This is a genomic window from Longicatena caecimuris, assembly GCF_004341945.1.
Lineage (GTDB): Bacteria > Bacillota_I > Bacilli_A > Erysipelotrichales > Erysipelotrichaceae > Longicatena > Longicatena caecimuris.
In genome coordinates, this window is record NZ_SMBP01000014.1 from 1 (window position 1) to 23,530 (window position 23,530).

At 39.4% G+C, this 23,530-nt stretch carries 21 protein-coding genes; all 21 read right to left on the reverse strand.

Going from position 1 to position 23,530, the window contains the following annotated elements:
• Positions 1–169: 169 nt before the first annotated feature.
• Positions 170–2,026, reverse strand: coding sequence for an ABC transporter ATP-binding protein (locus tag EDD61_RS08735; protein WP_132225031.1), 1,857 nt, complete (start codon positions 2,024–2,026; stop codon positions 170–172).
• Complete coding sequence (locus tag EDD61_RS08740; RefSeq protein ID WP_132225033.1) at positions 2,019–3,749, reverse strand: ABC transporter ATP-binding protein; 1,731 nt, start codon at positions 3,747–3,749, stop codon at positions 2,019–2,021. Before EDD61_RS08740 ends, EDD61_RS08735 begins: the two co-directional genes overlap by 8 nt.
• An 11-nt stretch (positions 3,750–3,760) precedes the next feature.
• Positions 3,761–4,189, reverse strand: a complete 429-nt coding sequence (locus EDD61_RS08745) for a MarR family winged helix-turn-helix transcriptional regulator (RefSeq protein WP_008689905.1) — start codon at positions 4,187–4,189, stop codon at positions 3,761–3,763.
• Between the two features lie 205 nt (positions 4,190–4,394).
• On the reverse strand, positions 4,395–5,078 hold the full coding sequence (locus tag EDD61_RS08750; RefSeq protein ID WP_132225035.1) for a suppressor of fused domain protein: 684 nt from the start codon (positions 5,076–5,078) through the stop codon (positions 4,395–4,397).
• 191 nt (positions 5,079–5,269) lie between these two features.
• A complete protein-coding gene (locus EDD61_RS08755) occupies positions 5,270–6,151 on the reverse strand; it encodes an aldose 1-epimerase family protein (RefSeq protein ID WP_132225037.1) in 882 nt (293 codons plus the stop codon).
• Positions 6,152–6,153: 2 nt separating this feature from the next.
• Positions 6,154–7,164 (reverse strand): Gfo/Idh/MocA family protein, encoded by a 1,011-nt coding sequence (locus tag EDD61_RS08760; RefSeq protein WP_008979706.1) that lies wholly within the window; start codon positions 7,162–7,164, stop codon positions 6,154–6,156.
• Between the two features lie 14 nt (positions 7,165–7,178).
• The gene (locus EDD61_RS08765) at positions 7,179–8,582 is read right to left on the reverse strand and encodes a PTS transporter subunit IIC (RefSeq protein WP_008689910.1); all 1,404 of its coding nucleotides are present in this window, start codon (positions 8,580–8,582) and stop codon (positions 7,179–7,181) included.
• Positions 8,583–8,595: 13 nt separating this feature from the next.
• Positions 8,596–8,874 carry a PTS sugar transporter subunit IIB gene (locus EDD61_RS08770; protein WP_132225039.1) on the reverse strand — a complete coding sequence of 93 codons (279 nt, stop codon included), beginning with the start codon at positions 8,872–8,874 and terminating at the stop codon, positions 8,596–8,598.
• A gap of 23 nt (positions 8,875–8,897) precedes the next feature.
• Entirely contained in the window at positions 8,898–9,365 is a 468-nt protein-coding gene (locus tag EDD61_RS08775; protein ID WP_008689912.1) for a PTS sugar transporter subunit IIA, read from the reverse strand.
• 18 nt (positions 9,366–9,383) lie between these two features.
• Positions 9,384–9,836: a PTS sugar transporter subunit IIA gene (locus EDD61_RS08780; RefSeq protein WP_008689913.1), complete on the reverse strand. Its 453-nt coding sequence runs from the start codon at positions 9,834–9,836 to the stop codon at positions 9,384–9,386.
• A 134-nt stretch (positions 9,837–9,970) separates the two neighbouring features.
• A complete protein-coding gene (locus EDD61_RS08785) occupies positions 9,971–11,965 on the reverse strand; it encodes a BglG family transcription antiterminator (RefSeq protein ID WP_243642709.1) in 1,995 nt (664 codons plus the stop codon).
• 40 nt (positions 11,966–12,005) lie between these two features.
• Positions 12,006–12,461 carry a DUF3284 domain-containing protein gene (locus EDD61_RS08790; RefSeq protein ID WP_008689915.1) on the reverse strand — a complete coding sequence of 152 codons (456 nt, stop codon included), beginning with the start codon at positions 12,459–12,461 and terminating at the stop codon, positions 12,006–12,008.
• A 168-nt stretch (positions 12,462–12,629) separates the two neighbouring features.
• The gene (locus EDD61_RS14085) at positions 12,630–15,596 is read right to left on the reverse strand and encodes an Ig-like domain-containing protein (protein ID WP_243642710.1); all 2,967 of its coding nucleotides are present in this window, start codon (positions 15,594–15,596) and stop codon (positions 12,630–12,632) included.
• Positions 15,597–15,788: 192 nt separating this feature from the next.
• Positions 15,789–16,736 carry a TIGR03943 family putative permease subunit gene (locus tag EDD61_RS08800; protein ID WP_008979699.1) on the reverse strand — a complete coding sequence of 316 codons (948 nt, stop codon included), beginning with the start codon at positions 16,734–16,736 and terminating at the stop codon, positions 15,789–15,791.
• A 9-nt stretch (positions 16,737–16,745) separates the two neighbouring features.
• Complete coding sequence (locus tag EDD61_RS08805) at positions 16,746–17,813, reverse strand: CobW family GTP-binding protein (RefSeq protein ID WP_132225045.1); 1,068 nt, start codon at positions 17,811–17,813, stop codon at positions 16,746–16,748.
• A gap of 207 nt (positions 17,814–18,020) precedes the next feature.
• A complete protein-coding gene (locus EDD61_RS08810) occupies positions 18,021–18,569 on the reverse strand; it encodes a histidine phosphatase family protein (RefSeq protein ID WP_207901017.1) in 549 nt (182 codons plus the stop codon).
• A gap of 38 nt (positions 18,570–18,607) precedes the next feature.
• Complete coding sequence (locus EDD61_RS08815; protein ID WP_132225049.1) at positions 18,608–19,381, reverse strand: histidinol-phosphatase HisJ family protein; 774 nt, start codon at positions 19,379–19,381, stop codon at positions 18,608–18,610.
• 64 nt (positions 19,382–19,445) lie between these two features.
• A complete protein-coding gene (locus EDD61_RS08820; RefSeq protein ID WP_008689924.1) occupies positions 19,446–19,814 on the reverse strand; it encodes a hypothetical protein in 369 nt (122 codons plus the stop codon).
• Between the two features lie 214 nt (positions 19,815–20,028).
• On the reverse strand, positions 20,029–21,261 hold the full coding sequence (locus EDD61_RS08825) for a precorrin-2 dehydrogenase/sirohydrochlorin ferrochelatase family protein (protein WP_132225051.1): 1,233 nt from the start codon (positions 21,259–21,261) through the stop codon (positions 20,029–20,031).
• On the reverse strand, positions 21,258–22,553 hold the full coding sequence (gene hemL, locus EDD61_RS08830) for a glutamate-1-semialdehyde 2,1-aminomutase (RefSeq protein ID WP_132225053.1): 1,296 nt from the start codon (positions 22,551–22,553) through the stop codon (positions 21,258–21,260). The genes EDD61_RS08825 and hemL overlap by 4 nt, the downstream gene beginning before the upstream one ends.
• A 2-nt stretch (positions 22,554–22,555) precedes the next feature.
• A complete protein-coding gene (gene hemB / locus EDD61_RS08835; protein ID WP_132225055.1) occupies positions 22,556–23,527 on the reverse strand; it encodes a porphobilinogen synthase in 972 nt (323 codons plus the stop codon).
• Positions 23,528–23,530 lie beyond the last annotated feature (3 nt).

Here is a 23,530-nt window from a genome sequence, read left to right on the forward strand (position 1 = left end):
ACGATATGAAACTTGCAAGTCGCTCTTGGGTTCGTCGATAACTACGCCCCGAGGGATTTTCACCCTAGATATGTGGCATGCCCGCCACACATGAAAAAGAGCAGTTATTTATACGTAACTGCCCTTAATACTTCTAAAAAAGGTTACAAAGACATGGGAATCTATCTTATCAATCTAATTCAAACTGTCCGGTATATAATTGATAATAACGTCCTTTTTGTTTTAATAGTTCTTCATGACTTCCACGTTCGATAATTTCTCCATGATCTAAGACCATGATGGCATCGGCATTGCGAACCGTAGATAAACGGTGGGCAATCACAAAGACGGTACGATTTTGCATTAATTTATCCATTCCTTGTTCAATCAGTTTTTCCGTACGTGTATCAATAGAGCTAGTTGCTTCATCTAAGATCAGAACTGGAGGATTAGCGATTGCTGCTCTGGCAATCGCAAGCAATTGACGCTGTCCTTGTGATAAGTTTGCTCCATCTCCACTCAGCATCGTATGATATCCATCAGGAAGACGCTTAATAAAAGAATGAGCATTTGCCAGTTTTGCTGCCTCAATAATCTGATCCATGGTAGCATGTAGATTTCCATAGCGAATATTATCCGCAATCGTACCCGTAAACAGATGCGTATCCTGTAATACGATGGACATCGAACGACGTAAATCATCTTTGGCAATGAGCTTTACATCTATCCCATCATAGGTGATACTGCCACTTTCGATATCATAGAAGCGGTTGATCAAATTGGTGATGGTTGTCTTGCCGGCTCCGGTACTGCCCACAAAGGCAATTTTCTGTCCGGGTTTGGCATATAGGTTAATGTCTTTTAAGATCGTTACCCCTGGTTCATAGGCAAAAACAACATCATGGAAACGGACATCACCACGCAGCAATACAAGTTCAATTTCACCATCATGTGGATGTCGCCATGCCCAATGTCCTGTATATTCCTGACATTCCTGCATACTGCCATCGGCTAACAGACGGACCCGTGTAAGGGTTACTTCTCCATTATCTACCTCTTCACATTCTTCCATCATATCAAAAATACGCTCAGCACCTGCCATTGCGGCTAACATAAAGTTTAACTGTTGCGTGAATTGGTTGATTGGCAAAGCTGTTTGACGTACATATACCAAATATGCGGATAATGCCCCAAGGCCAAGATTTCCAGCGATTGCGAAGAAACCTCCAATACATGCGACAATTGCGTAGTTGAAATATGACAATGACACAACCGTTGGTATAGTTCTTCCAGAATAAGTCAGTGCTTCGGTAGCTGCACTGCGCAATGCTTCATTACGGCGTTCAAATTCTTCAAAGTTTGGTTCTTCATGATTAAATACTTTAACGACCTTAACACCATCAACCATTTCCTCGATAAACCCATTTAATTTTCCCATCGCTGCTTGCTGATGCGAAAAATAATACTTAGACTTTTTACTGTAATACTGAATCAGCAAATACATAATAATCATAAAAATCATAACAATACATGAAAGCTGCCAGTTTAAAATAAAGATGGCAATTAACGTACCGATTATCATGGTAAAGCTTTGGATAAGATTATCAAAGCAGTTATTCATTGCATCCTGTACCGTATCCAAATCGTTTGTAAAATGGCTCATAATATCCCCATGCGTATTTGAATCAAAGAAGCGTAATGGTAATTTCTGCATTTTCGCAAATAAATCCTGACGTATCTCCATAACGATCTTTTGTGAGGTATGCGTCATCAGCTGTTTGTAAATAGCCGTACATACAGCACCGCTGCCATACATCAAAGCCATAAACAGAATGGCCATGATTAAACCATCGTGATCATGAGGAACAATATAATTATCTATGATGGGTTGTAACATATAGGTGCCATATAGATTCGCTTCTGCACTGGCAATTACCAATACCCCAACAAACAACAAAGCAAAGCTATGATTTCCTAAATAATGCAGAAAGGTTTTTAAGGTTTTCCGCATATTTTGGGGTTTCTTTCCCGTAATCTGTTTAGCCATGGAAACCAGCTCCTTCCTGTTGTGAAGTATAAATTTCCTGATAAATGGCATCCTTTGCCAACAACTCTTCATGCGTGCCGATGGCATGAATGCCTCCATCCTCTAAGATGATGATCTGATCCGCATGCATTACACTGGTGACCCGCTGCGCAATGATAATTTTTGTTGTGTCTTTTAAAGCTGCTAAGCCTTCTCGAATATGCGCTTCGGTTGCGGTATCCACAGCTGACGTGGAATCATCAAAAATTAAGACTTTAGGATGTTTCAGCAATGCTCTTGCTATGCAAAGACGCTGCTTTTGTCCACCAGATACATTAACACCGCCTTGCCCTAAATCACTTTCATATCCCTTAGGGAAATTAGGTAAGAACTCATTTACACAAGCAACCTCACATGCCCAGTCTAGCTCTTCATCATCCGCCTGCGCATTTCCCCATAACAGATTTTCACGAATCGTTCCGGAAAATAAAGTATTCTTTTGCAATACCATACCAATGGCATCACGCAAATGCTGTAAAGGATATGCTTTCACATTGCGTCCATCAATGGATACGATGCCATCTTCCACATCATATAAACGTGGTATCAACTGTACCAAGGTTGTTTTTGCCGAACCGGTACCTCCCAGAATACCGATGGTAGAACCGGCTGGAATATGCAGATTGATATCACGCAGCACATATTCTTCAGCATCTTTCTTATATTTGAAATACACATGAGAAAAATCAATCGTTCCATGTTCAATATAAGCATCAGCTCCTGCTTCATCATGAATATCCAATGGTTCATCCAACACTTCAATAATACGTTCACAGCTGGCAAGTGATCGTGTCAACATCAAAAAGACATTGGAAATCATCATCAAAGAATTCAGTATCTGTAAAACATAACTTAAAAACCCGGTCAATTCCCCGACTTTCATCGTACCAACGAAAATCATATTTCCCCCAAACCAGAGAATACATAAAATGGTCGTATACATAACCACCTGAAACAATGGCAGATTCCATACAGAAGTCCGGAATGCTTTTTCACTTGCATAGCGTAATTGCTCATTGACCTTTTGGAATTTGGTCTTCTCATACGTGCCTCGCACATAGGATTTCACCACACGTATGGCAATCAGATCCTCTTGAACGATGGTATTTACCTTGTCGATGGATGCCTGCATCAAACGATATAAAGGGCCCACCTTATGAATGATCAGAAATAAACCAAGGCCCAATATCGGGATTGCTATCAAGAATACGATGGCTAGATATTTATTAATCGTAAAGGTTAAAATTAAAGCTGTCAGCAACATGACCGGTGAGCGAACAAAGGGCCGTATTCCATTGGAAATGGCTGTCTGCAAAATGGTAACATCACTAGTTAAACGGGTTATCAAAGAACTTGTAGAAAAATGATCGGTATTCGCAAAAGAAAATTCCTGCACTTTCCTAAACTCATCTTTTCGCAATTCTGCTCCGAATCCTTGCCCTGCCGTTGCCGCAAAGCGTGCATACAGCACCCCCAAAATCAGTGCCAGCAATGCACATGCAATCATCTTAGAGCCTTGTAACAAAATATATGTCTTATCTTGATTGGCAACCCCAACATCTATGATATCCGCCATTAATAAAGGAATGACCAACTCAAATACGGTTTCCGCAACCACACAGAAACAGCTTAGCCATAGATATTTGCGATACTTATGCATATAAGGAAACATACGTTTCAGCATAATCTTACCTCCTAATCTAACGTTTTATTGCTAAGATTGTGATACATACGGTTAAGAAACTGTTTAAATTGCTCCTGCTCTTCCTCACTAAAACCTTTCAATGACAATGCTTCCACTTCTTTACAATGGGCATTCCATTCTTGTAAAGCATGCTTGCCCTTTTCGGTAATGCATAATTTCAATGCGCGTTTATTTTTCGCATCAATTGTACGTATCAACATTTTTTTCTCTTCTAACGAAGTTAAAATACGGGAAACTGTAGCACATTCTACATCACACGCTTCAGCAATATCTTTCAGCATGCAATTCTCATTTCCTAAAACATAGCGTAAAACCTTCGGTTGTCCCGGAGAAAGCTCATAACTTTCCATATCTTTGCGAATTTGGTTGCGCTGTGCATGAAAAGTTTTAAATACCATAAGATAAAATGGCGTTTTCATTTCTTCACCTCAATCATTAGCTTGCTAATTGTTAGCAAGCTAAATATAATACCAGGTACTTATCTTGTCAATATGAAATGCTCATTTTAAACAAAAAAAAGTCAGTCTTATTGTGATATGAATACTTCTATGTAGACAACGTAAATAAAGAAAACGTTGTTTACGAAAGGAGTGATCCTATCATTGTTAACCGACTTTTATAAACTCAAAGCTTTCCATAATTTTTACGATGAATATCGACGACAAGTGAGAAATCATCATCAAATTTAGCTAACAATGCCTCCATATCCTGACAGTGTAGCTTATACTCCATTTCTTCCCCATATAAAGGTAACAATTGATAAAAACGGATGAGTTTTCCGCTGCTTAAGCGCACACACGCCGGTTTCTTTTCGGCTTCTAATGCTTCAATCAGCCCAATCCCCTCAAATTGATTATTATCAGATAGCGTTGCACGATCGGATCCAGCTGCAATGGTATGACCATAACCGACCCATGTATGATAATCTATCGGCATCCGAGCGATTATTTTCAGCCAACGAAGTGGCCAATAATCATTTTCATCATTACTTTCGATGTTCCAATCTGCTGGAAGATAGATTAGCAATTCGGCATTGCGTAATTCATACGCAGCAAATTGCGATGGTACCTCCATATCATGCGCACCCATACCCATGGTGACAAGTTTATAATAAGGATCTGTTTCATTAGGAGCTATTATGGCAATATCCACATGAATATCCGGCGAAAAGATTTCGTGAAAAACATTTTCAAAAGGGCCGAAGGTTTTCTGAATATATGCTTCCAGCTCTTGGATTTCATTTTCTTCATATACCTCCAAAGGAACAAGCTGTTCCTGCTTTGCTTTATGTTTTTTAAAGAATCCCATGATCATACCTCCCATATACATATTATCAGTATAACACGGCTATGAAAAGTGCACAATTTTCTTTCTTAGGGATACTCCTCTTTATTTTCCATAGTAAAAAGATGTACCATGCTCATCTCATGATACATCCAAAGTGAAAGTTGTTATCTGTAAGTTATGTAAGAAGGGTTTACGATTTTAACAATCCGCCTTTAAGATATGGTAATACTATATTGATGTACGCTTGTTTTTTTCGGTGCTAAAGAAGCAATGCCATCTCGTTTACTAAAATCGCCTTCATAGCCATAAAAGTCCGTATGACCGATCCATGGCTCCACACATAGGAAGGAAAGCTTTTTCTCCTTATGATATGGTGACCAGATTCCCACATGATCAAAGCCGGTAAAATCAACAGTTATCTTTGTTTGCTTTGTCAGTGAGCGAATATGCAATTTCGTTGATGCAGGATGGATAAATGCCAATGCCTCTTTTTGAAACAGATTTTTGCGTATGAAGAAACGTCGTTCTTCATGAAAGAAGGGTTGTTGTATCTGTAGCAGCTGCCCACTTTCACATACCTCATAAATATTCATTGTTTCCGGTTTCTCAAATTCTACATAATAATCATCACAGGATTCATTCTCATCTAAAGGAATGCGGAACCCCGGATGTCCGGCATAATTATAATATAGAGTACGTGTATCATCATTAGAAATCGCTGCTGTTACAATGAGCTTATTATCGATCACTTCATAACGCAGACGCACGCGGCATTGATACGGATATTGTTTCATTGTTTCTTGTGTATTGGTGAACAAAAACTCCACATACGATTCTCCCTGCGCAAGAATGGGCAACGTTTCATACCGCAGGATGCCATTAGAACGCATGGAATAGGTTTTTCCATCCAGCTGATAGGATAAATTGTGTAGCTTTCCTATGACAGGAAAGACGACAGGAGCACTGCTGCCCCATATCGCCGCATCTCTTTGCCATAAATATTCCATTTGCTGTGGGATGCTATACAAGGAACGCATTTGTGCACCCAGTTCATCAATTTCTATCCGTAATTGTTTAGAGGCGATGCACACCATGGTTATAAATACACGACCTTTCCGCTTTCACAAGAATCATGTACCGCCTGTGCAATGCGCGTTGCCTGTAAGCCATCATAAATAGAAGTTCTAAATGGACGTTCTGATAAAATATCAGCCACAAATTCCTGCATTGGTTCTAAACCAAAGCCACTGGCACTGTCTTGGGTAAAATTCATGAAGATATAATTTGGAATCGACTCTTTCTTATCCGTAAAGCTCTTAACACCACGATAGGATTCATTCTTAAAATATTTCTTTTCGGTTACGACAACAAGCTGTCCATCATTGGATTTAGGAAAAGTCACAGGCAGGATCCAGTTGTTTTCTACCGTCCAGTTGCTGCCATCTTTCATCGTCAAGATTGCCTGTATGTTATCATATGTCTGATAACCTTCCTTTTTCAATACTTCCTTATTGCCGACTGCATATACTTTTTCTACTTCACTGCCTGTTATATAGCGAATTAAATCATAACAATGTACCCCTAGAAACCAGGCAGGAGACGATTTATCTGTCCAAGTAAACCACTTTCTAGGCACATCAATGATATCATCCAGCGCCATATAGCCACGGATAAAGGTATCCTCATCTTTTTTGATTTCATCACGGATGGCATTATAGGCAGGATCCCAACGCTTATGAAAATCTACCGAAATCTTAACTCCGTGTTTTTCAGCTAAAGCAATCAATTCTTCACATTCTTTTACACTGGTAGCCAGTGGTTTTTCAATAAACAAATACTTGATTCCGGCTTCCATGGCATCTTTGGCTGGTTCAAAATGATATGGATCCGGTGTTGCGATACTGATTGCATCTAACTGCTCCTGCGCAATCATTTCTTTTACGGTTTTATAACCGGTTATCTGATATTTATCAGCCGTGGCTATTCTGCGTTCTTCATTCAAATCACAAAATACCACACGTTCAACATTTTTATCACAGCAATAGGTATGGATATGATAATTCCCGTAAATACCGGCACCTACTACACCAATCGTTAATTTTTTCATTTTTTTAACACTCCTTATAAGGATTCTATCCCAATTGTTTCTTCAAATTTTGCGTCTTCTTTCGCATAATATTTTTCCAAAGCCTTACCACCGAAGATGACTGCTACATCAATGACAATCAAGGCAATAGCGCCAACCACCGGTATTTCCGCTAATAAGGTTGGAATTAAAATAAACAGATTTCCTAAAGCCATCGTAGTTGCCTGCTGATTTTGTGCTACCAGTGTCAGATTTGCATTGTGTGCCAGCTCTGTAAACATAGGGGCAGCCCAACTGGAAATCCATAACACGATTGGAATAAAGATCAAGCTGGATACAATCGTTCTTCTGCGATTTGCGCGATGTACAATCGTCGCAAAGCAAACATAGAAAGCCGCAAACGGTACTTCTCCTAGTGGCAATGTCGTATTTCCCGGTAACACCGCCGCTACGATCATAAAGACAGGAATCATTAAGAAACCAACAGATATTGTCACCGGATGTCCGATGGTAACAGCAGAATCTAAGCCGATATACAATTCACGGTCCGCAAAATGCTTGGTGAAGAATTGCTTTGCTTGATTGGAAATCGGTATTAAACCATTTACCAGCATTTTAACCATCGTTGGGAATAATTCCATCAAGGCTGCTGTTTTAATCGTTACATCGGCAATTCCCTTAAAATCATAGCCGGCTACGATACCAAAGAACATACCCATGATCAATCCCAAATAAATACGTTCTCCAAAGATAGCTCCGATATAATGGCCAATTCCTTTTTTGGTTTCTTCTTCATACTCTTCTTCCATCTTGCGATGTGCTAAGAAAGGAATATGATCATAAACTTTATCTAACAGCAGGAACAAAGGCGCACTGGCTGCCGCAAAGCCATGCGGAATGGCAATTGCTTCAATGCCGATGATTTGCTGGGTACGATGCGCCATGATATCCGCAACCTTTAAGCCTAAGATGGCATGAGTGACACCGGCTAAAATAGCTAACCAGAAGCTACCTGTTAAAATCTGTACAAAACCTGCTGTTATGGCAAAGTACCAGAAGTTATATACATCGACATTTACCGTATTGGTAAGCTTTAAAGCAACCATTACGATATTTACGAATATGATAATAACAATCAGTGATGCTCCTAACAACCCACCAAAGCCTACGGCTGCTGCCGGTGAACCGCCGACATCGATTGCCGTCAAATTTAGATTTAAGACCTTTACCATCTCATTGATGACAGGGCCTAAAGATTGTGATGTTAGTGTAGATACGATACTGACACCGACCAAGCCAACACCAACCGTTGCCCCGGCACGAAGAGCTTTGGGAAACTTCAAACCAAACAATAAACCAATCAGACACATGAGCATAGGGACAAAGATATAGCTTCCCAGATCTACAATGTAACTGATGACATCCATTACAACTTGCATACGTAACTCCTTTCTATCCTTGCAAGATTTCCAGCATTTTTGCGGTTATTTCATCTTCATTTACACCTGATAAATAAGCACTGCCGGAAAGTACCGGTGAATGATATTTCTTTCTGACACGCATGGTCGTTATAATCAAATCCACGCTGCCATCGTAATTATCAACTTCTGTTAACGTACATTGCATTGTTTGAAAAGCAATGCCTTTTTGTTTTAAGATTGCTTCCACCTTATCTTTTACCATGCTTGAGGTTGCCAAGCCTGCACCACAAGCAATTACGATTTTTTTCATCTCTATATCCTCTTTTCTGCTTCTTAAGCTTGTTGCTGCACATACCCATTCAACATATCACAGATTGCCTGCGAAGAATGTGTTGCCAGCATCTTTTGCAACATCGTTTCTTCTTGAAACAATCCCATTAAGATCTTCAGCATTTCCAACTGTTCATGCGCTTGCCCAACAGCTAACAGGAAGATAATATGGACATTTAGACTTTCTTCCATATCTTCCATGTTGTGAAAACTGACAGCATCTTTCAGAATGCCGATTGCCACATGTGAATCTTTGATACGCTCATCAAACGCATGGGGCATAGCAATCGCCGCACCTTTTGTCTGTAGACCTGTTGGATACTGCTGTTCCCTTTCCAGCACCAGCCCGGCGTAATCATCCTGCACACAACCTTCTTTCCTCAATAGTGTCACAAGTGATGTGATGGCTTCTTTTTGATTAACAGCCTCCAAATCCGTTTTAACCAGTTCTGGAACAAATTGAAATTTCATATATTCTCACCCCATCTTCTACACCTTAGCTTCATACTGCAGGAAAATGTCATACAACGCTTCTGGTGTTGTACATTCCATCACCTGCTTGACAGTCTGATTGTCACTCACGATATACGCTAACTTTTGCAGCATTTGTAAATGTGAGCGAGAATCTGTCGGTGCTAAGATCAGCAGCAGCTTTACCGGCACCTTTTGTTCATCAAAATAAAATGGTTTTTGTGCCAAGACAATCGAAACAGCATTTCTTATTACTCCTTGTTCCGGTCTGGCATGTGGTAGGATAACATAAGGTGAAACAATAAAACTCGTACCAAAGTGTTTTACGTTATCGATGACTGCCTTAAGATATTGTTCCTTTACATCACCGTGAAGAATTAATCTTTGTATCCCTAAGGTTACTGCCTCTTGCCAATCCTTTACCTGTGATACGATTTGTATATTCGCAAGCTGAATACTTTCTTCTTTCACCTTATCCACTCCTTTTTTGTAAGACATGCATCTCTTTACGTTGCCATTATAACAACCATGTAAGATACGAAAAAGTCCAAGCCGACTGAACTTCATTGTGCAATCACTTGGACTCCTTTTTTTATTTTAATACCTTATTGCATATTGGATAATTTCTTTAATCCTTCTAGTACAGCTAGCGTATCTTCCATCTTAAGAAGCTGATCTACTAATGCTGTATCATTTGCCAAACGCATGATATCGCGTAAGAGATGCAAATGCTTATCCTGATCAGGATTGGATAATACAAAGAGAAAATGCACGTTGGCATCATCTTCAAACGTAATGCTTTGTTTATTGATAAGCAGTGATAATCCTAAAGCATTTGCCCCTTGCTCAGGATTGGCATGGGCAATTGCCACACCATTTGCCAATACGATGTAGGGACCATAATCATATAATAAATCAATCATTGCCTGTACATAACTCTTCTTGATGATTGCCCTATGCAACAATGGCTCACTGGCCTTATGGATCGCCTGTTGCCACTCCATTGGTTCATCCAAGATCTGGATGGTCTGCTGTTTTAAAGCATCAAAGATACGCAATTGTTCTTCCTCTTCTACATGTACCAACACATTGCCATTACGCAAATATGCTACGACATCCCGCTGTAATTGAGGCATTTGAGCTTCCTCTACATATTTTCGCAATACATCAAATAACCCATTCACTTGTTTGCGATCCATCGTATAAGATTCATAATTCAACATCATCATCGAGGCGATACACGATTTATCCTCTTGTGTTAAAATCGTATTTACTCGTATCCAAGGTACTTCACTGGTAAGGGTTATGGTGGATACGATAAAATCCACTTCATCCTCAAACTGCGCTAGATTCGCTGCTGAGGTCGTTGCCACGACATCCACATTGGAATATAAATCTTCAATTTCCCTGCGTAATAGCGTTGAAGTAGAAATACCACTTGGACAAACCACCAATACTTTGATACGGCGATAAAACTTACCGCCTCCTTTACGCAGATGTCCGCCAAAATGCATGGTAATATACACCAATTCACTTTCCATAACGGGGAAAGGAAAAGCTTTTGCCATATCTTGACATATCATGGAAATCATCGCATAAATATCCGCATAATGCTCTTTTACTTCCTGTATCATAGGATTTACTACCTGAATAGATAAACGGTAATAATACATAGATAATTTGAAGTGCAGATAAAGAGAATTGATCAAGCCGTTCTTATCAACCAACTGCAGACATGCCATGCGTTCAAAGGCATCACTCATCCGTTGTGCCAATTCAAACAAACGAATATCATTTTCATCATCCTCTACCTGTAAGGCTTCCCCGGCCTTAGAGCCTAACAGATGTACCGCCAAATACAAGCGTTCATGTACATGAAAATCTTGAAAGTATGTATCAATCAGATTCAATTCCTTTGTTTCCGCTAAATTTTTCAATTCCAATAAAGAGAAATCAAATTCATCATGCGTGTAATGAATGATTCCCAGCAAGCAGGAAATAGATAGTAGATTAGCATTATCAAATTCATTTCCCATTTCAGCTGAGATACGCAATAGGCGCTCATAAAAATCTTCTACTTCCCCCACATTCAGGAAGCTCAAGCTGCGATAATGCACACGATGTAACAACATCTTTAAACTGTATAAAAGAACAGCTCGTTTATGCAATGCCTTACCGGTTATGAAATACCCTTGTTTCAAATCAAATTCTAGCTGTAAATCATAATGGGATAGTTCATGTTTCAGTCCCTTAAGATCATTAAAAACAGAATTGCGTGATACATCCAAGGTTTGTATGATATCTTCTATGTGAATCGGTTTTGTTGGATACATCATCCAACAGATAAGATAAAAAATACGTTCTTTAGGGCGCAGGAAATGATCCTGTTGTTGTTCTAAAAAAGGCTTCAGCTGCAGCTTTTGTGTTTCACTCATCACATAGCCTTTCCCACGTATATTCGAAATAGGTTCCATATGCAGTTGGGCAAATAGTTCATTTACTTTATTGACGATATAATATACACTGCGTCTGCTCATATTTAATTGCTTTTGTAGCATCATCATAGATATCGGCGCATCAGCGTTTAACAGGATTTCCATAAAATCCTTCTGCTTGGGTTCTAAGGATATGGTTAACATCTCACACAGCACCTGCTTTCTGCTGTTTGATGATACAATGTTCAATATGTTTCAATAATTTAATACCACGTTTTTGGGCATCTTTTGCTAATAACGTATCTCTGAAAAAGCGATGTTTTAGCTGATAGGCATCTTTCAGCTGATAATTTTCTTCATAGGTTACGGCAATCGTGCCGGCATCCATCACTTCAATGTCGTAAGATACGATCGTGATATCCATCTGGCTTGTAAAGCTTGCACAGTAACGACGATTGGGAATGCAGTCTAAGATTTTTACAATCACTTCGGCATTCTTCGTGCTGCGCTTAGGCAAGCGTTTGGTATAGGAATATCCTTTTTCTAATATTGCCATGCGCACTTTTTTCTTTGTTTCTTTTTGAATATCTGCACAAATCGATGTCATAATCTCCGCAAAAAAAGCTTCTGCGGACACTTGCAGATGTTGTCTTACTTTCATAATGTATCCTCCTTCAGTATAGAGATGCAAGTTCTATCGGGAGTGTATCAAATTATATAACAAATGAAAGCGGTTGTAAATAATTCATAACCTGTATATTTAAGATAATATTTTATTATTCTATACATAAAATGCGTAAAAAAAGGGCTGATTATATCAATCTTGCCCTTATTTTACAATAACTTTAATTGTTTTCTTTAAACCGTGAATCTTCGCATATACATAAGCCGTCCCTTTTTTCATCCCGGTGATCTTTCCGCTGCTGGATACGGTTGCGATTGCCTTATTGCTGGAAGACCAACTTACTTTTCCACCAGGTACTGCTGTAGCTTTCACCGTATAAGATTTCTTCCTATAGATGCTTACGCTTGCCTTACTTACCTTCAATGTCGGATTTTTCACCGTTAGTACACAATTCACCTTTTTCCCAAAAGCGGTTGCGGATATGGTTACTTTACCTGCTTTTTTAAGCTTTACCATACCTTTACTATCCACCGTCGCAATTTTTGTATTACTGCTTTTCCAAGATATTTTCGTACGATAAGAGGTTGTTGCTTTTAAGGTATAACTTTTTCCAGCATAAGCAGTTGCTTTGCTTTTATTTAATGTAATTGTCGGATTTTTCACCGTTACTTTACACTTTACGCTTTTTCCATAAGCATTCGCATAAATATATGCCGTTCCTGCTTTCTTACCAGTGACAACACCAGTGGAACTTACGGTCGCAATTGATGAATTACTGCTCTTCCATGTGACCTTGGTACGATAGGAAGTCGTGGCCTTTAAGGTCGTTGTTTTCCCTTTATAAATTGAACTGCTGCTCTTATTTAACTTTAAAGCCGGCTCTTTTATCGTTAGTTTATATTTCACGCTTTTTCCATAAGCATTCGCATAAATATATACCGTTCCTGCTTTCTTACCAGTGACAACACCAGTGGAACTTACGGTCGCAATTGATGAATTACTGCTCTTCCATGTGACCTTGGTACTATACGAAGTCGTGGCCTTTAAGGTGGTTGTCTTACCGCGATAAAGCGATGTACTTCCTGTTACTTTTAAGGATGGCTCTACCACCTTAATCGTTTTTGTAACACTCTTGCCAAACGCTTTGGCCGTTATCGTTACCGTTCCTGCTTTCTTACCGGTGACAACACCATTAGAACTTACGGTCGCAATCGATGGTTTACTGCTTGTCCATGTGACCTTGGTACTATAGGATGTTGTGGCCTTTAAGGTGGTTGTCTTACCGCGATAAAGTGATGTACTTCCCGTTACTTTTAAGGATGGCTCTACCACTTTAATTGTTTTTGTAACACTCTTGCCAAACGCTTTGGCCGTTATCGTTACCGTTCCTGCTTTCTTACCGGTGACTACACCATTAGAACTTACGGTCGCAATCGATGGTTTACTGCTTGTCCATGTGACCTTGGTACTATACGAAGTTGTGGCCTTTAAGGTGGTTGTCTTACCACGATAAAGTGATGTACTTCCTGTTACTTTTAAGGATGGCTCTACCACTTTGATCGTTTTCGCAACACTCTTGCCAAACGCTTTGGCTGTTATCGTTACCGTTCCTGCTTTCTTACCGGTGACAACACCATTAGAACTTACGGTCGCAATCAATGGATTACTGCTCATCCATGTAATTGTCGTACTATATGCCGGTATTGCTTTTAATGTTGTTGTTTTACCACGATAAATAGAAGATGTTGTTGCACTGATCTGAATTGGCTCTTTCACCGTGATGGTACATGCAGCTTTACCACCATTAGCACTTGCACTGATTTTCACCGTACCATTTTTTAGTGTCTTAATTGTTCCATTGCTATCTACACTGGCAATCGTAGGATCACTACTTGTCCAAGATACAGGCTTTTTGTTACTGGATGTCGCTGTTAGCTTAGTTGTTTCCCCACGATACATTGTTTTAGAAATGGCTGATAATTTCACCGTTGGCGTCTTTACAAGCACATTTACCGAAGCCGTCTTTCCATTAGCTGTCTTTGCCGTGATGATTGCACTTCCCGATGCCATTGCGGTAATCGTGCCATTGCTGCTTACCTGTGCAACCTTTGGATTGCTGCTTGTCCATGACAATGCATCGTAAGCACCTGTAGGATACACGCTGGCATTGATTTTTTTGGTCAGTCCTGTTTCAAGTGTTGCAGTAGAAGCTGATAATTGAATGCTTGAAGGAAGTATGACATGCATAGCATCATCGGCAAAACTGCTGATATCTACATCATAAGAAATACCATCCACACTGCCTTTCTCCGTATACTGCCATGCCACTTCTCCATCATAATACGTATTTACATAATTCAATTTAGGACCATACTCGGCAATCCATGAAACATAAGGTAAAATCTTTTCCGAATTAAGTTTCGTTTGTGTATAATAACGACCGGAATAAACTTGAACCTTGCCATGATAACCAGCCTCATTCATATGCGCAATAAAGGTGGCAATGATTTCTTCATATGCCGCAATCGTTGATGGAGTATGGTAGGTAACACCATCTTCTGACCATGTTCCAAAGTTTTCAATATCATAAAAAATTGGATAAGCCAGATTGGAAAGATCCTGTCCCTTTAACATTTCAAGCAATCCTTGTGCCTCAGCATATGCAAAATTCGCATCATACGCATAACTGTATAAATAGAAACCATAAGGAATCCCCAGACGATTACATTCTTTTAAGTTTCGCAAGAACTGTTTATCCATCATTTGGTTCCCATAGCCTACACGTAAGATAACACCATCTACATCGGATGCTTTTACCTTCTCCCAATCAATTACTCCTTCCCATTCTGAAACATCTATGATTTTCTTTGCATTTCCGCCATACAATAAAGTGCCATAGCCATCATAGAATTTCCCTTCTTCCCAATAAGGGTCTGCAACACGGGCAGAACGATACAAATTTCCTTTTTCCATCGTATCTCCCATAGCTACATTCTTCATTGTATTTTTACCTTCAGAAACCGGTTGATAGGTTTCGCCCGTAACAATTTCTATACCATCAAAAGTGGATGTTTTTTCCTGTGTCGTATCAGTAGCCGTTTGTGCGGATACGACCGTCATATTACTAATTAACAAGGCTATCGCTAAACATCCCACAAATAATTTTTTCAACTGCATACCCTCCTTCATCTTTTATTAGAAGTATAACACAAAAAAAGGCAAAAAAGCGCATTGAAAGGAAACCTTAAGAAGTTTAAATCAAACAGAAAATTAGGTAATATTGCGCTAGTATATAATTAAAAAAGGCATTCGCTTCTTTTGCTAATGCCTTATGATCATTTATAAAGTATACCTCATGAAAAATCAGTTGAAATAAACAAACTCATCCGCTAATGCATCCACCGTTGTTACATCATCTGCATATAAAATAGGCACATTTCCTTGATATTCTTCATCATACTCAAGTTTCACCTTAGCGCGAACCTTTACCCACTCTTTCGGCAAAAGCTCATTTGAAGATGCATAGTGTACCAATAAGCCGATAAGCGATGTATCATCTGCACAACAAACCATCGCAAAACGGCCAAATACGAAAGCATTAGGAATATCATCTACATGTGTCGAAATGACTTTTCCTTTCAATTCTACAATTTTGCCATCATATTTTTGCGGATGTTCCATGGCGTCCATATACCATAAGCCATAATCATCATCGCGGATTTGTAAAATATCTGCATGCAGATCAAATGGCATATCCTCTTCGCCAAGTTCCGCGATTTCCCCATTTCTCATTTCATAAATAATCTGCGCGCCTTTATTAATAGCCTTGATATTATTCCGCAAATAGAGTTTCTTGGTATCCTCATCACAACGATTAAAAATAATCGTTTCAGAATGCACCAATTGTTCATAAATCATTGAGCGCATATTGTTTAGATACATTTCAAAGGTAGAGGCATCTACGGTAGAAAGAAGTTGAACCAACAACCAGTCATATGGAAAATCTAACGTATCAAGAAAATTGGTCAGATTCCATGTTCCGTTAAATTCAATCATTACACGTTCCGGTTCTATCATGCTATCGCATTTTTTTAAGAATTTATAGGTCAGATCTTCATACTTATCCACAGTGACGATGGCAGTATTGGTCTTTTTCTGAAAATCCTCATCATATTCTTCCATGCCTTCTTCACATACCAATAATAGCGTTTTTTCTCCCGTATTGAATCCAGGGTCCAGTAAGGTATCTTTGATTAAAGAGGTTTTTCCACTTTCTAAAAAACCGGTAAATAAATATACAGGTACTGTCATAAAGATCTCCTATTCTACATGAAACAGCTGTTTCAGTGCATCTTCATTTAACTTAGAGCCAATGACACAGAATCGTCCGGTATAGGTAGGCGCACCAATACGAATTTCATGTTCTTGAGGTACCATATCAAAATATAGCCATTCCCCTTTATCACTTTCTAACATGCCTTTTGCCCGTAAGATCATTCCATAGGTTTCTTCATCAGCTAATGCGTTTAAGATAGCTGTTAACTCTTCCTGACTGAATTTCTTCACCGTTTCGCTGCCAAAGCTGGTAAAGACATCATCTGCGTGATGGTGATGATGATGTTCATGGTCGTGATCGTGGTCGTGTCCACAACTGCAGGTGTGATCATGGTCATGGTCGTGATCATGGTCGTGGTGATGTTCATGATCGTGATGATGATGCTCACCATGTTCGTGATGATGCCCACATTCTGGACAAATTGCACTTTCTTCTAATAATTCTTTCGCCAGATCATCACTTTGTTCCATAGCCTGTAAGATTTCCTTGCCATCAAGTTTTTCCCATGGTGTTGTAATCATACGCGCATGTTCATTCTCATGTCTTAACGCATGAATAACGTCGTGTAGCTTTTCTTCATTTAAGTTTTGCGTACGGCTTAATACAATCGTATTAGCATAAGCAATTTGATTATTGAAGAACTCACCAAAATTTTTCATATACATCTTACACTTCAAAGCATCCGCAACTGTCGTAAAGCTGTTCATCTGCACCTGCATTTCTTCCACAACGCCGCGCACTGCCTGAATGACATCGGATAGTTTTCCAACGCCACTTGGTTCAATAATAATGCGATCTGGTGTATAGTCTTTAATCACTTTCTTTAATGCTTCGCTGAAGTCACCGACTAATGAACAACAAATGCAGCCGGAATTCATCTCCCGAATTTCCACACCGGCATCCTTTAAAAAGCCGCCATCAATACCGATTTCACCAAACTCATTTTCAATTAAGACGATCTTTTCTTTTCCAAATGCTTCTTGTAACAGTTTCTTTATCAGAGTTGTCTTTCCTGCTCCTAAAAAGCCGGAAATAATATCAATTTTTGTCATAGCTACCTTCCTTTCTATCTTATATACTAGGATTCCCAACATTGGTAAGTATAACACCAGAAAGCCTTTCTGTGAACTACCATTATTGTGATAGATTCATTTGTATCCATTGCACATTTGCTCTTGCAGAAAGGATGTTCATACAATCGTAATAAAAAACCAATGCGATTGCATAGGTTCATTGGCAATTAAAACATCCTTACAATATTAAACAAGAATACTGAGTGATGCATCAAATTTAGTTAGGGTGCAATTCTTAGGCACGATCTTCATCAGATCTTGTTCACGTTGTAATCCTTTAAAATATTCATGTACCGGCAGATATACGCCTCCATGAGCTACGATCAAATAATCATGTGTCCTAAGATCTGTGGTAATTTCTTTTAGAAACTCCTGTACACGTTGAAAGAAAGCAAGCATTGCTTCTGCATGCGGGCAAGGTAATGCTTGGAAATCCCAAAGGTATGTTGTGATGGTATTCATCTTCTTACCTTCCAAATCACCGAAGCAGCGCTCTTTTAAACGGTCGTCATATACGATATCGCATTTTGTGACTTCCTGCAAAATGGCCGCTGTCTGCATGGCCCGCGTTAACGGACTACAAAAAATCTTTTCAATAGATACATCTTTTAATAACCTGCTCGTATCTTTTGCCTGTTGAATACCGATAGCATTTAAAGGAATATCGCTTCTTCCCTGCAATTTCCCTTGCTGATTCCAATCGGTTTGACCATGTCTTACAAAATATAAACTCATATACATCCTTTCCAGAGAAAAGAGCCTTATGGAAAGGCTCATTCACTTATTTCTTTTATATACATCCCCACATGTTCACTACGATGTGCATCACTGGCAGTTATGATGTCCACACCATGTTGCTTCAAAATGTTAAGGAAAGCAGCATTCGTCCCCATATCCTCATGATGATAGCGATAATAAATACCTGTATTATTTTCCATCTGAACATGGTAGCGTTTTGCTAAAGCAGCAATCCGCTCATATATCGGTGTCATATCCATCGTAGGTGTATAATGGAATAACTTTAACTGGTCGGGATGTCCGATTTGCGTAAATAAACCACTGCATATCATATCTTCCATAATTTCATAATATCGCTGATAAATCGCGTTTGTATCGTATTTATCCCATAATATTTCCCGGGAAAATGCTTCCATATCATACAATAAACCATCAATGGAATGAATGCTTCCAATCAGAAAATCGTAGGGATATTGTTGTAACAAATCTTTTAAAAATGCTTTATCCTTGGGAGCATAACAAACCTCTAAGCCAAATTTTACTTCAATAGGAAGCTGTTTTGACTTCATTTCAGCGATCAAATCAAAGTAGGTTTGTAAAGGCTCTAACTGCTTTTTTTCAAACCATGCTTTTTGTCTGGGATCGGCCTTCTTTAAGGGTTCATACATCGGCGCAAATTCAATAAAGCGATGTGTATGATCCAGTATATGCAAAGTATCTATCCCTTTTGCCACTGCTGCCTCGATAAATTCCATACAGTAATCAGGTGTCAATGGCCCATTTTCTAAATGTGTATGTCCATCAATCATAATGCTCACCCCTTTTTATTTCCATCATTATACTGTTAATAAAAAGAGATTGCAAACCCTTTGTTTAGATCATAAACCCTTCTGGTTTCTTAGGAAATGCAATTAATGGATTCTCATGCATATCATAAACAGTGGCATGATCTTCTTCATGATGATGCAAGACATAGCTTTCTTCCAAAAGCATACCGGCTTGTGCCAATGCCCCTATTAAATCCGTGTAAGCATGCAAATCATGATAAGAGGTACGGATATGTCCTTCCTTATCTTCTAGCATAGAAAGACGAATCTTATTTTCAAATTGACCATTCGCAACCGTAATTAAAAGATCGCCAATACGTCTGGAATAGCGCAGAAAACCATCCGCTGTCTTCTCCTCACAGCGGAAACCAAAATGACACAATTGTGCCAACATATGATCGTGTTTTAATTTCATGAAAAAACTCCTCCAATATTCTTATGATTTACTATATACTATGCAGCCTTTTGCATAGGTTATTCACATCTTATAAAAAATCTTTTGCTATGTTTACTATACAATAGAAATAGTATTCCGACAAGAGGAGTTTCTTGAATTTTAAATGAATTGATGCGTTTTTATTCCATTATCATCAAAAGAATATGAAATTCTCATGACAAACCATAAATGGTTAAGTTGTAGCTTTTTCTTGCAACATGCTCATGATATGATCAAACAACTGTTTACGTAAAATTTTATCACTCATACAGGATATCCGTTTCGTGCTGGTAGCCGAAGCATGCTTACCATATAACATGTACAATGGATAGCTTTGAGTCGTTTCTTCTAATTGTTTGCTTTGCTTCTCATCGCAACAAGTCATATCCTTCATTTCTGCACAAATGGCGTGACAGCGTTTTTCGAAGTGTGAATCCTCACTGGCATGAAAAGTGATAAGCAATTTTGTACCTTCTTTATGATAAGTGTCATACAAATGCTGAAGTAATGCATGTAGCTTATCTTTTGTTGCATAAGGTAAGGGTAAGATGGAAGCATGGTATTCATATGCAAGTTGTTTTGCTTCTTCATAAAAGTGCCCTTCCTGCAAAAACATAGGAACCACCTGTACCGGTATTGATACATCCTGCAAGAAAGCAAGTAACTTTCTACAAGAAAATACTGCTGTTCGCTCATCGTTTACCTGCGATAAAATTCGCTTTGAAAGATAAGCATAACCAAAAGCCATGGCTGGCTGATGTAAAGATAGTTCTTGTAGCAGCAACGCGATTTCTTCTTGAGCTTTTTCCCCTGTCACACCATGATACACCAAGACACATGCCCTTTGTTGCAGATAAGCCTTTGCTAAAAATTGTAGCAAAGGTAGCTCCATCGTCATCAACACCTCTAATAATGCATGCTTTTTCACACCATCTTTGACATGTCGCAAAATGGCTGCGCGCAGCGTCTTTAAAGCTTTAAGATATGGTACATGATGTTGTTTAAGTTGTGCATTAAACGATTCTAAGACCTGTTTTGCATAGCAAGGGGAATTCCCTTTGGTAGTGAAGGCAAGAGCATAATAAGCATCCTCTATATAAGACATGGCATGTACATCACTTTGCGAATCAGCTTCCACATTCATAAATAAGACATTTGCCTGTTGGGCAGCCTGACGCACTTCTCCATTCACCTCAGCATCATTGCTTGCTGCCACCACCAGAAAAGCATCAAGAACATCATCTTGAGTAAATGCACGCTTATGACATTGTGCCAAAGCATACAGTTCCTTTAAGATATCTGGTGCAACGATGGTTACCTTAGCACCTTCGCGCAAAAATAATTTTGTTTTTCTTAATGCCACATGGCCGCCTCCGACAATCAATACCTTACGATTTTTCAACTCTAGTTGTACACAAAGGCTCATAGACGTTTGACCTTATCTAACGCAAGTGCTATCTTATCTAGTACATAATCTAATTGTTCTTTGGTATGTGCATCGGATAAGAACATGGCCTCATAAGGAGAAGGCGCAAGTAAGATGCCTTCTTCATACAAGGTATGAAAATATGTGGTAAACATATCCTGCGAGCATGTTTTCACTTCATCATAAGAAGATATTGCTGTATCTGTAAAAAACAGCGTTAGTAAAGAACCGCATTGGTGCACTTGGAAAGGTAATCCTTTTTCCTGTAACAATTTTTCTATACCTGTTTTCAGATAATGTCCCTTATCTGCTAACTCTGTGTATAGGTGTGGATGTGTTTTTAAATAGTCTAATAATAGCGTGCCCAGATGCATTGCCAAAGGATTCCCCGATAATGTACCTGCCTGATAGATAGGACCACATGGAGATACACAAGACATAATTTCCTTTTTCCCTCCATAGGCTCCTACCGGAAGACCGGCACCTATGATCTTACCGAAGCATGCCATATCCGGAGTAATCCCATAATACTGGGCAGCTCCTCCATATGCCAAACGAAAACCGGTAATGACTTCATCAAAGATCAAAACACTGTGATATTCATCACATAGTGCCCGTAAGCCTTTTAAAAATGAAGCGTTCGCGCCAACGACTCCCATATTACCGGCAACCGGTTCAATGATGACAGCCGCAATATCATCAGGATATTGTTCCATCACTTCTTTAACGGAAGCCAGATCATTATAACGGCACACCAGTGTATGTTTTACCATATCCTCAGGAACACCGGGACTCGTCGGCGTGCCAAAGGTTAAAGCACCGGAGCCGGATTTCACTAACAGACAATCACTGTGCCCGTGATAACACCCTTCAAACTTAATAATCTTATTGCGCTTGGTATAGCCTCTGGCTATGCGAATGGCAGACATGGTTGCTTCTGTACCCGAATTCACCATACGTACCATATCCATACCACGATACGCATCACAGATAAGTTTTGCCAGATGTTCCTCATCCGGTGTACATAAGCCATAGCTGATTCCCTTACGCATGACCTCTTCCATACCATTTACCAATAAGGGATGATTATGTCCTAAAATCATCGGCCCCCAGGAGCAGATAAAATCTAAATAGGCATTTCCATCAACATCATATAGATACGCACCATCTGCATGATCTACAAACAAGGGTATTTCTTTTACATTCGCAAAAGCTCTCACCGGGGAATTCACACCACCCGGTATATAGCGGCAAGCTTTGGCAAACAAGGCCTCACTCTTTTGATGGTTCATGCTCAGCACTCTCCTTTACGAAGTTGCTTTGCAATATCCAAAGCAAAATAGGTGATGATAATATCTGCACCTGCCCGCTTAAAGGCTAGCATGGTTTCATAAATAACTTCTTCCTTTACTAAGCCTTGCGCTACAGCCAACTTCAACATGCTATATTCTCCACTGACATTATATACACATAAAGGTGTTGCAAACTGGTGCTTGGCCATCTTTACGATATCCAAATAGGCCAAAGCCGGTTTCACCATGATGACATCTGCGCCCTCTTCAATATCTGCTGCTATCTCACGCATTGCCTCTTCTTGATTGGCATAATCCATCTGATAGCTGCGGCGATCACCAAAGCTTGGGGCAGAATGTGCAGCTTCGCGAAATGGTCCATAATACGAAGAAGCATACTTGGCACTATACCCCATAATCGCAACTTCTTGATAGCCATGTGCATCCAAACATTCTCGAATAGATGCAATGTGACCATCCATCATATCACTTGGCGCAACCATATCAACACCAGCAGCTGCATAACTTAAGGCAATCTTATTTAAGTAGGTTAAGGTTACATCATTATCTACATGACCATCTTCACATAAGATGCCACAGTGTCCATGATCTGTATACTCACACATGCAGACATCCGCAATGACATAAAGCATTGGATATTCTTGTTTAATATAAGCAATCGCTTTCTGGATGATGCCATCTTGTGCATATGCACTGCTGCCACAGGCATCCTTATGTAAAGGAATACCAAACAAGATACAGGATAAAACACCCGTTTCTACCATCTCATCTAAAATCTCATGCAAATGATCCAATGAATAATGATACACACCCGGCATTGCTGGAATTTCCTGTTTGACATCTGGCTGTTCCGTCACAAATAGTGGATAAACAAGCTCCTTTGCTGACAATCTGGTTTCTTTCATCATATCACGGATGACACTGTTTTTTCTTAATCTTCGACCTCGATACATGCT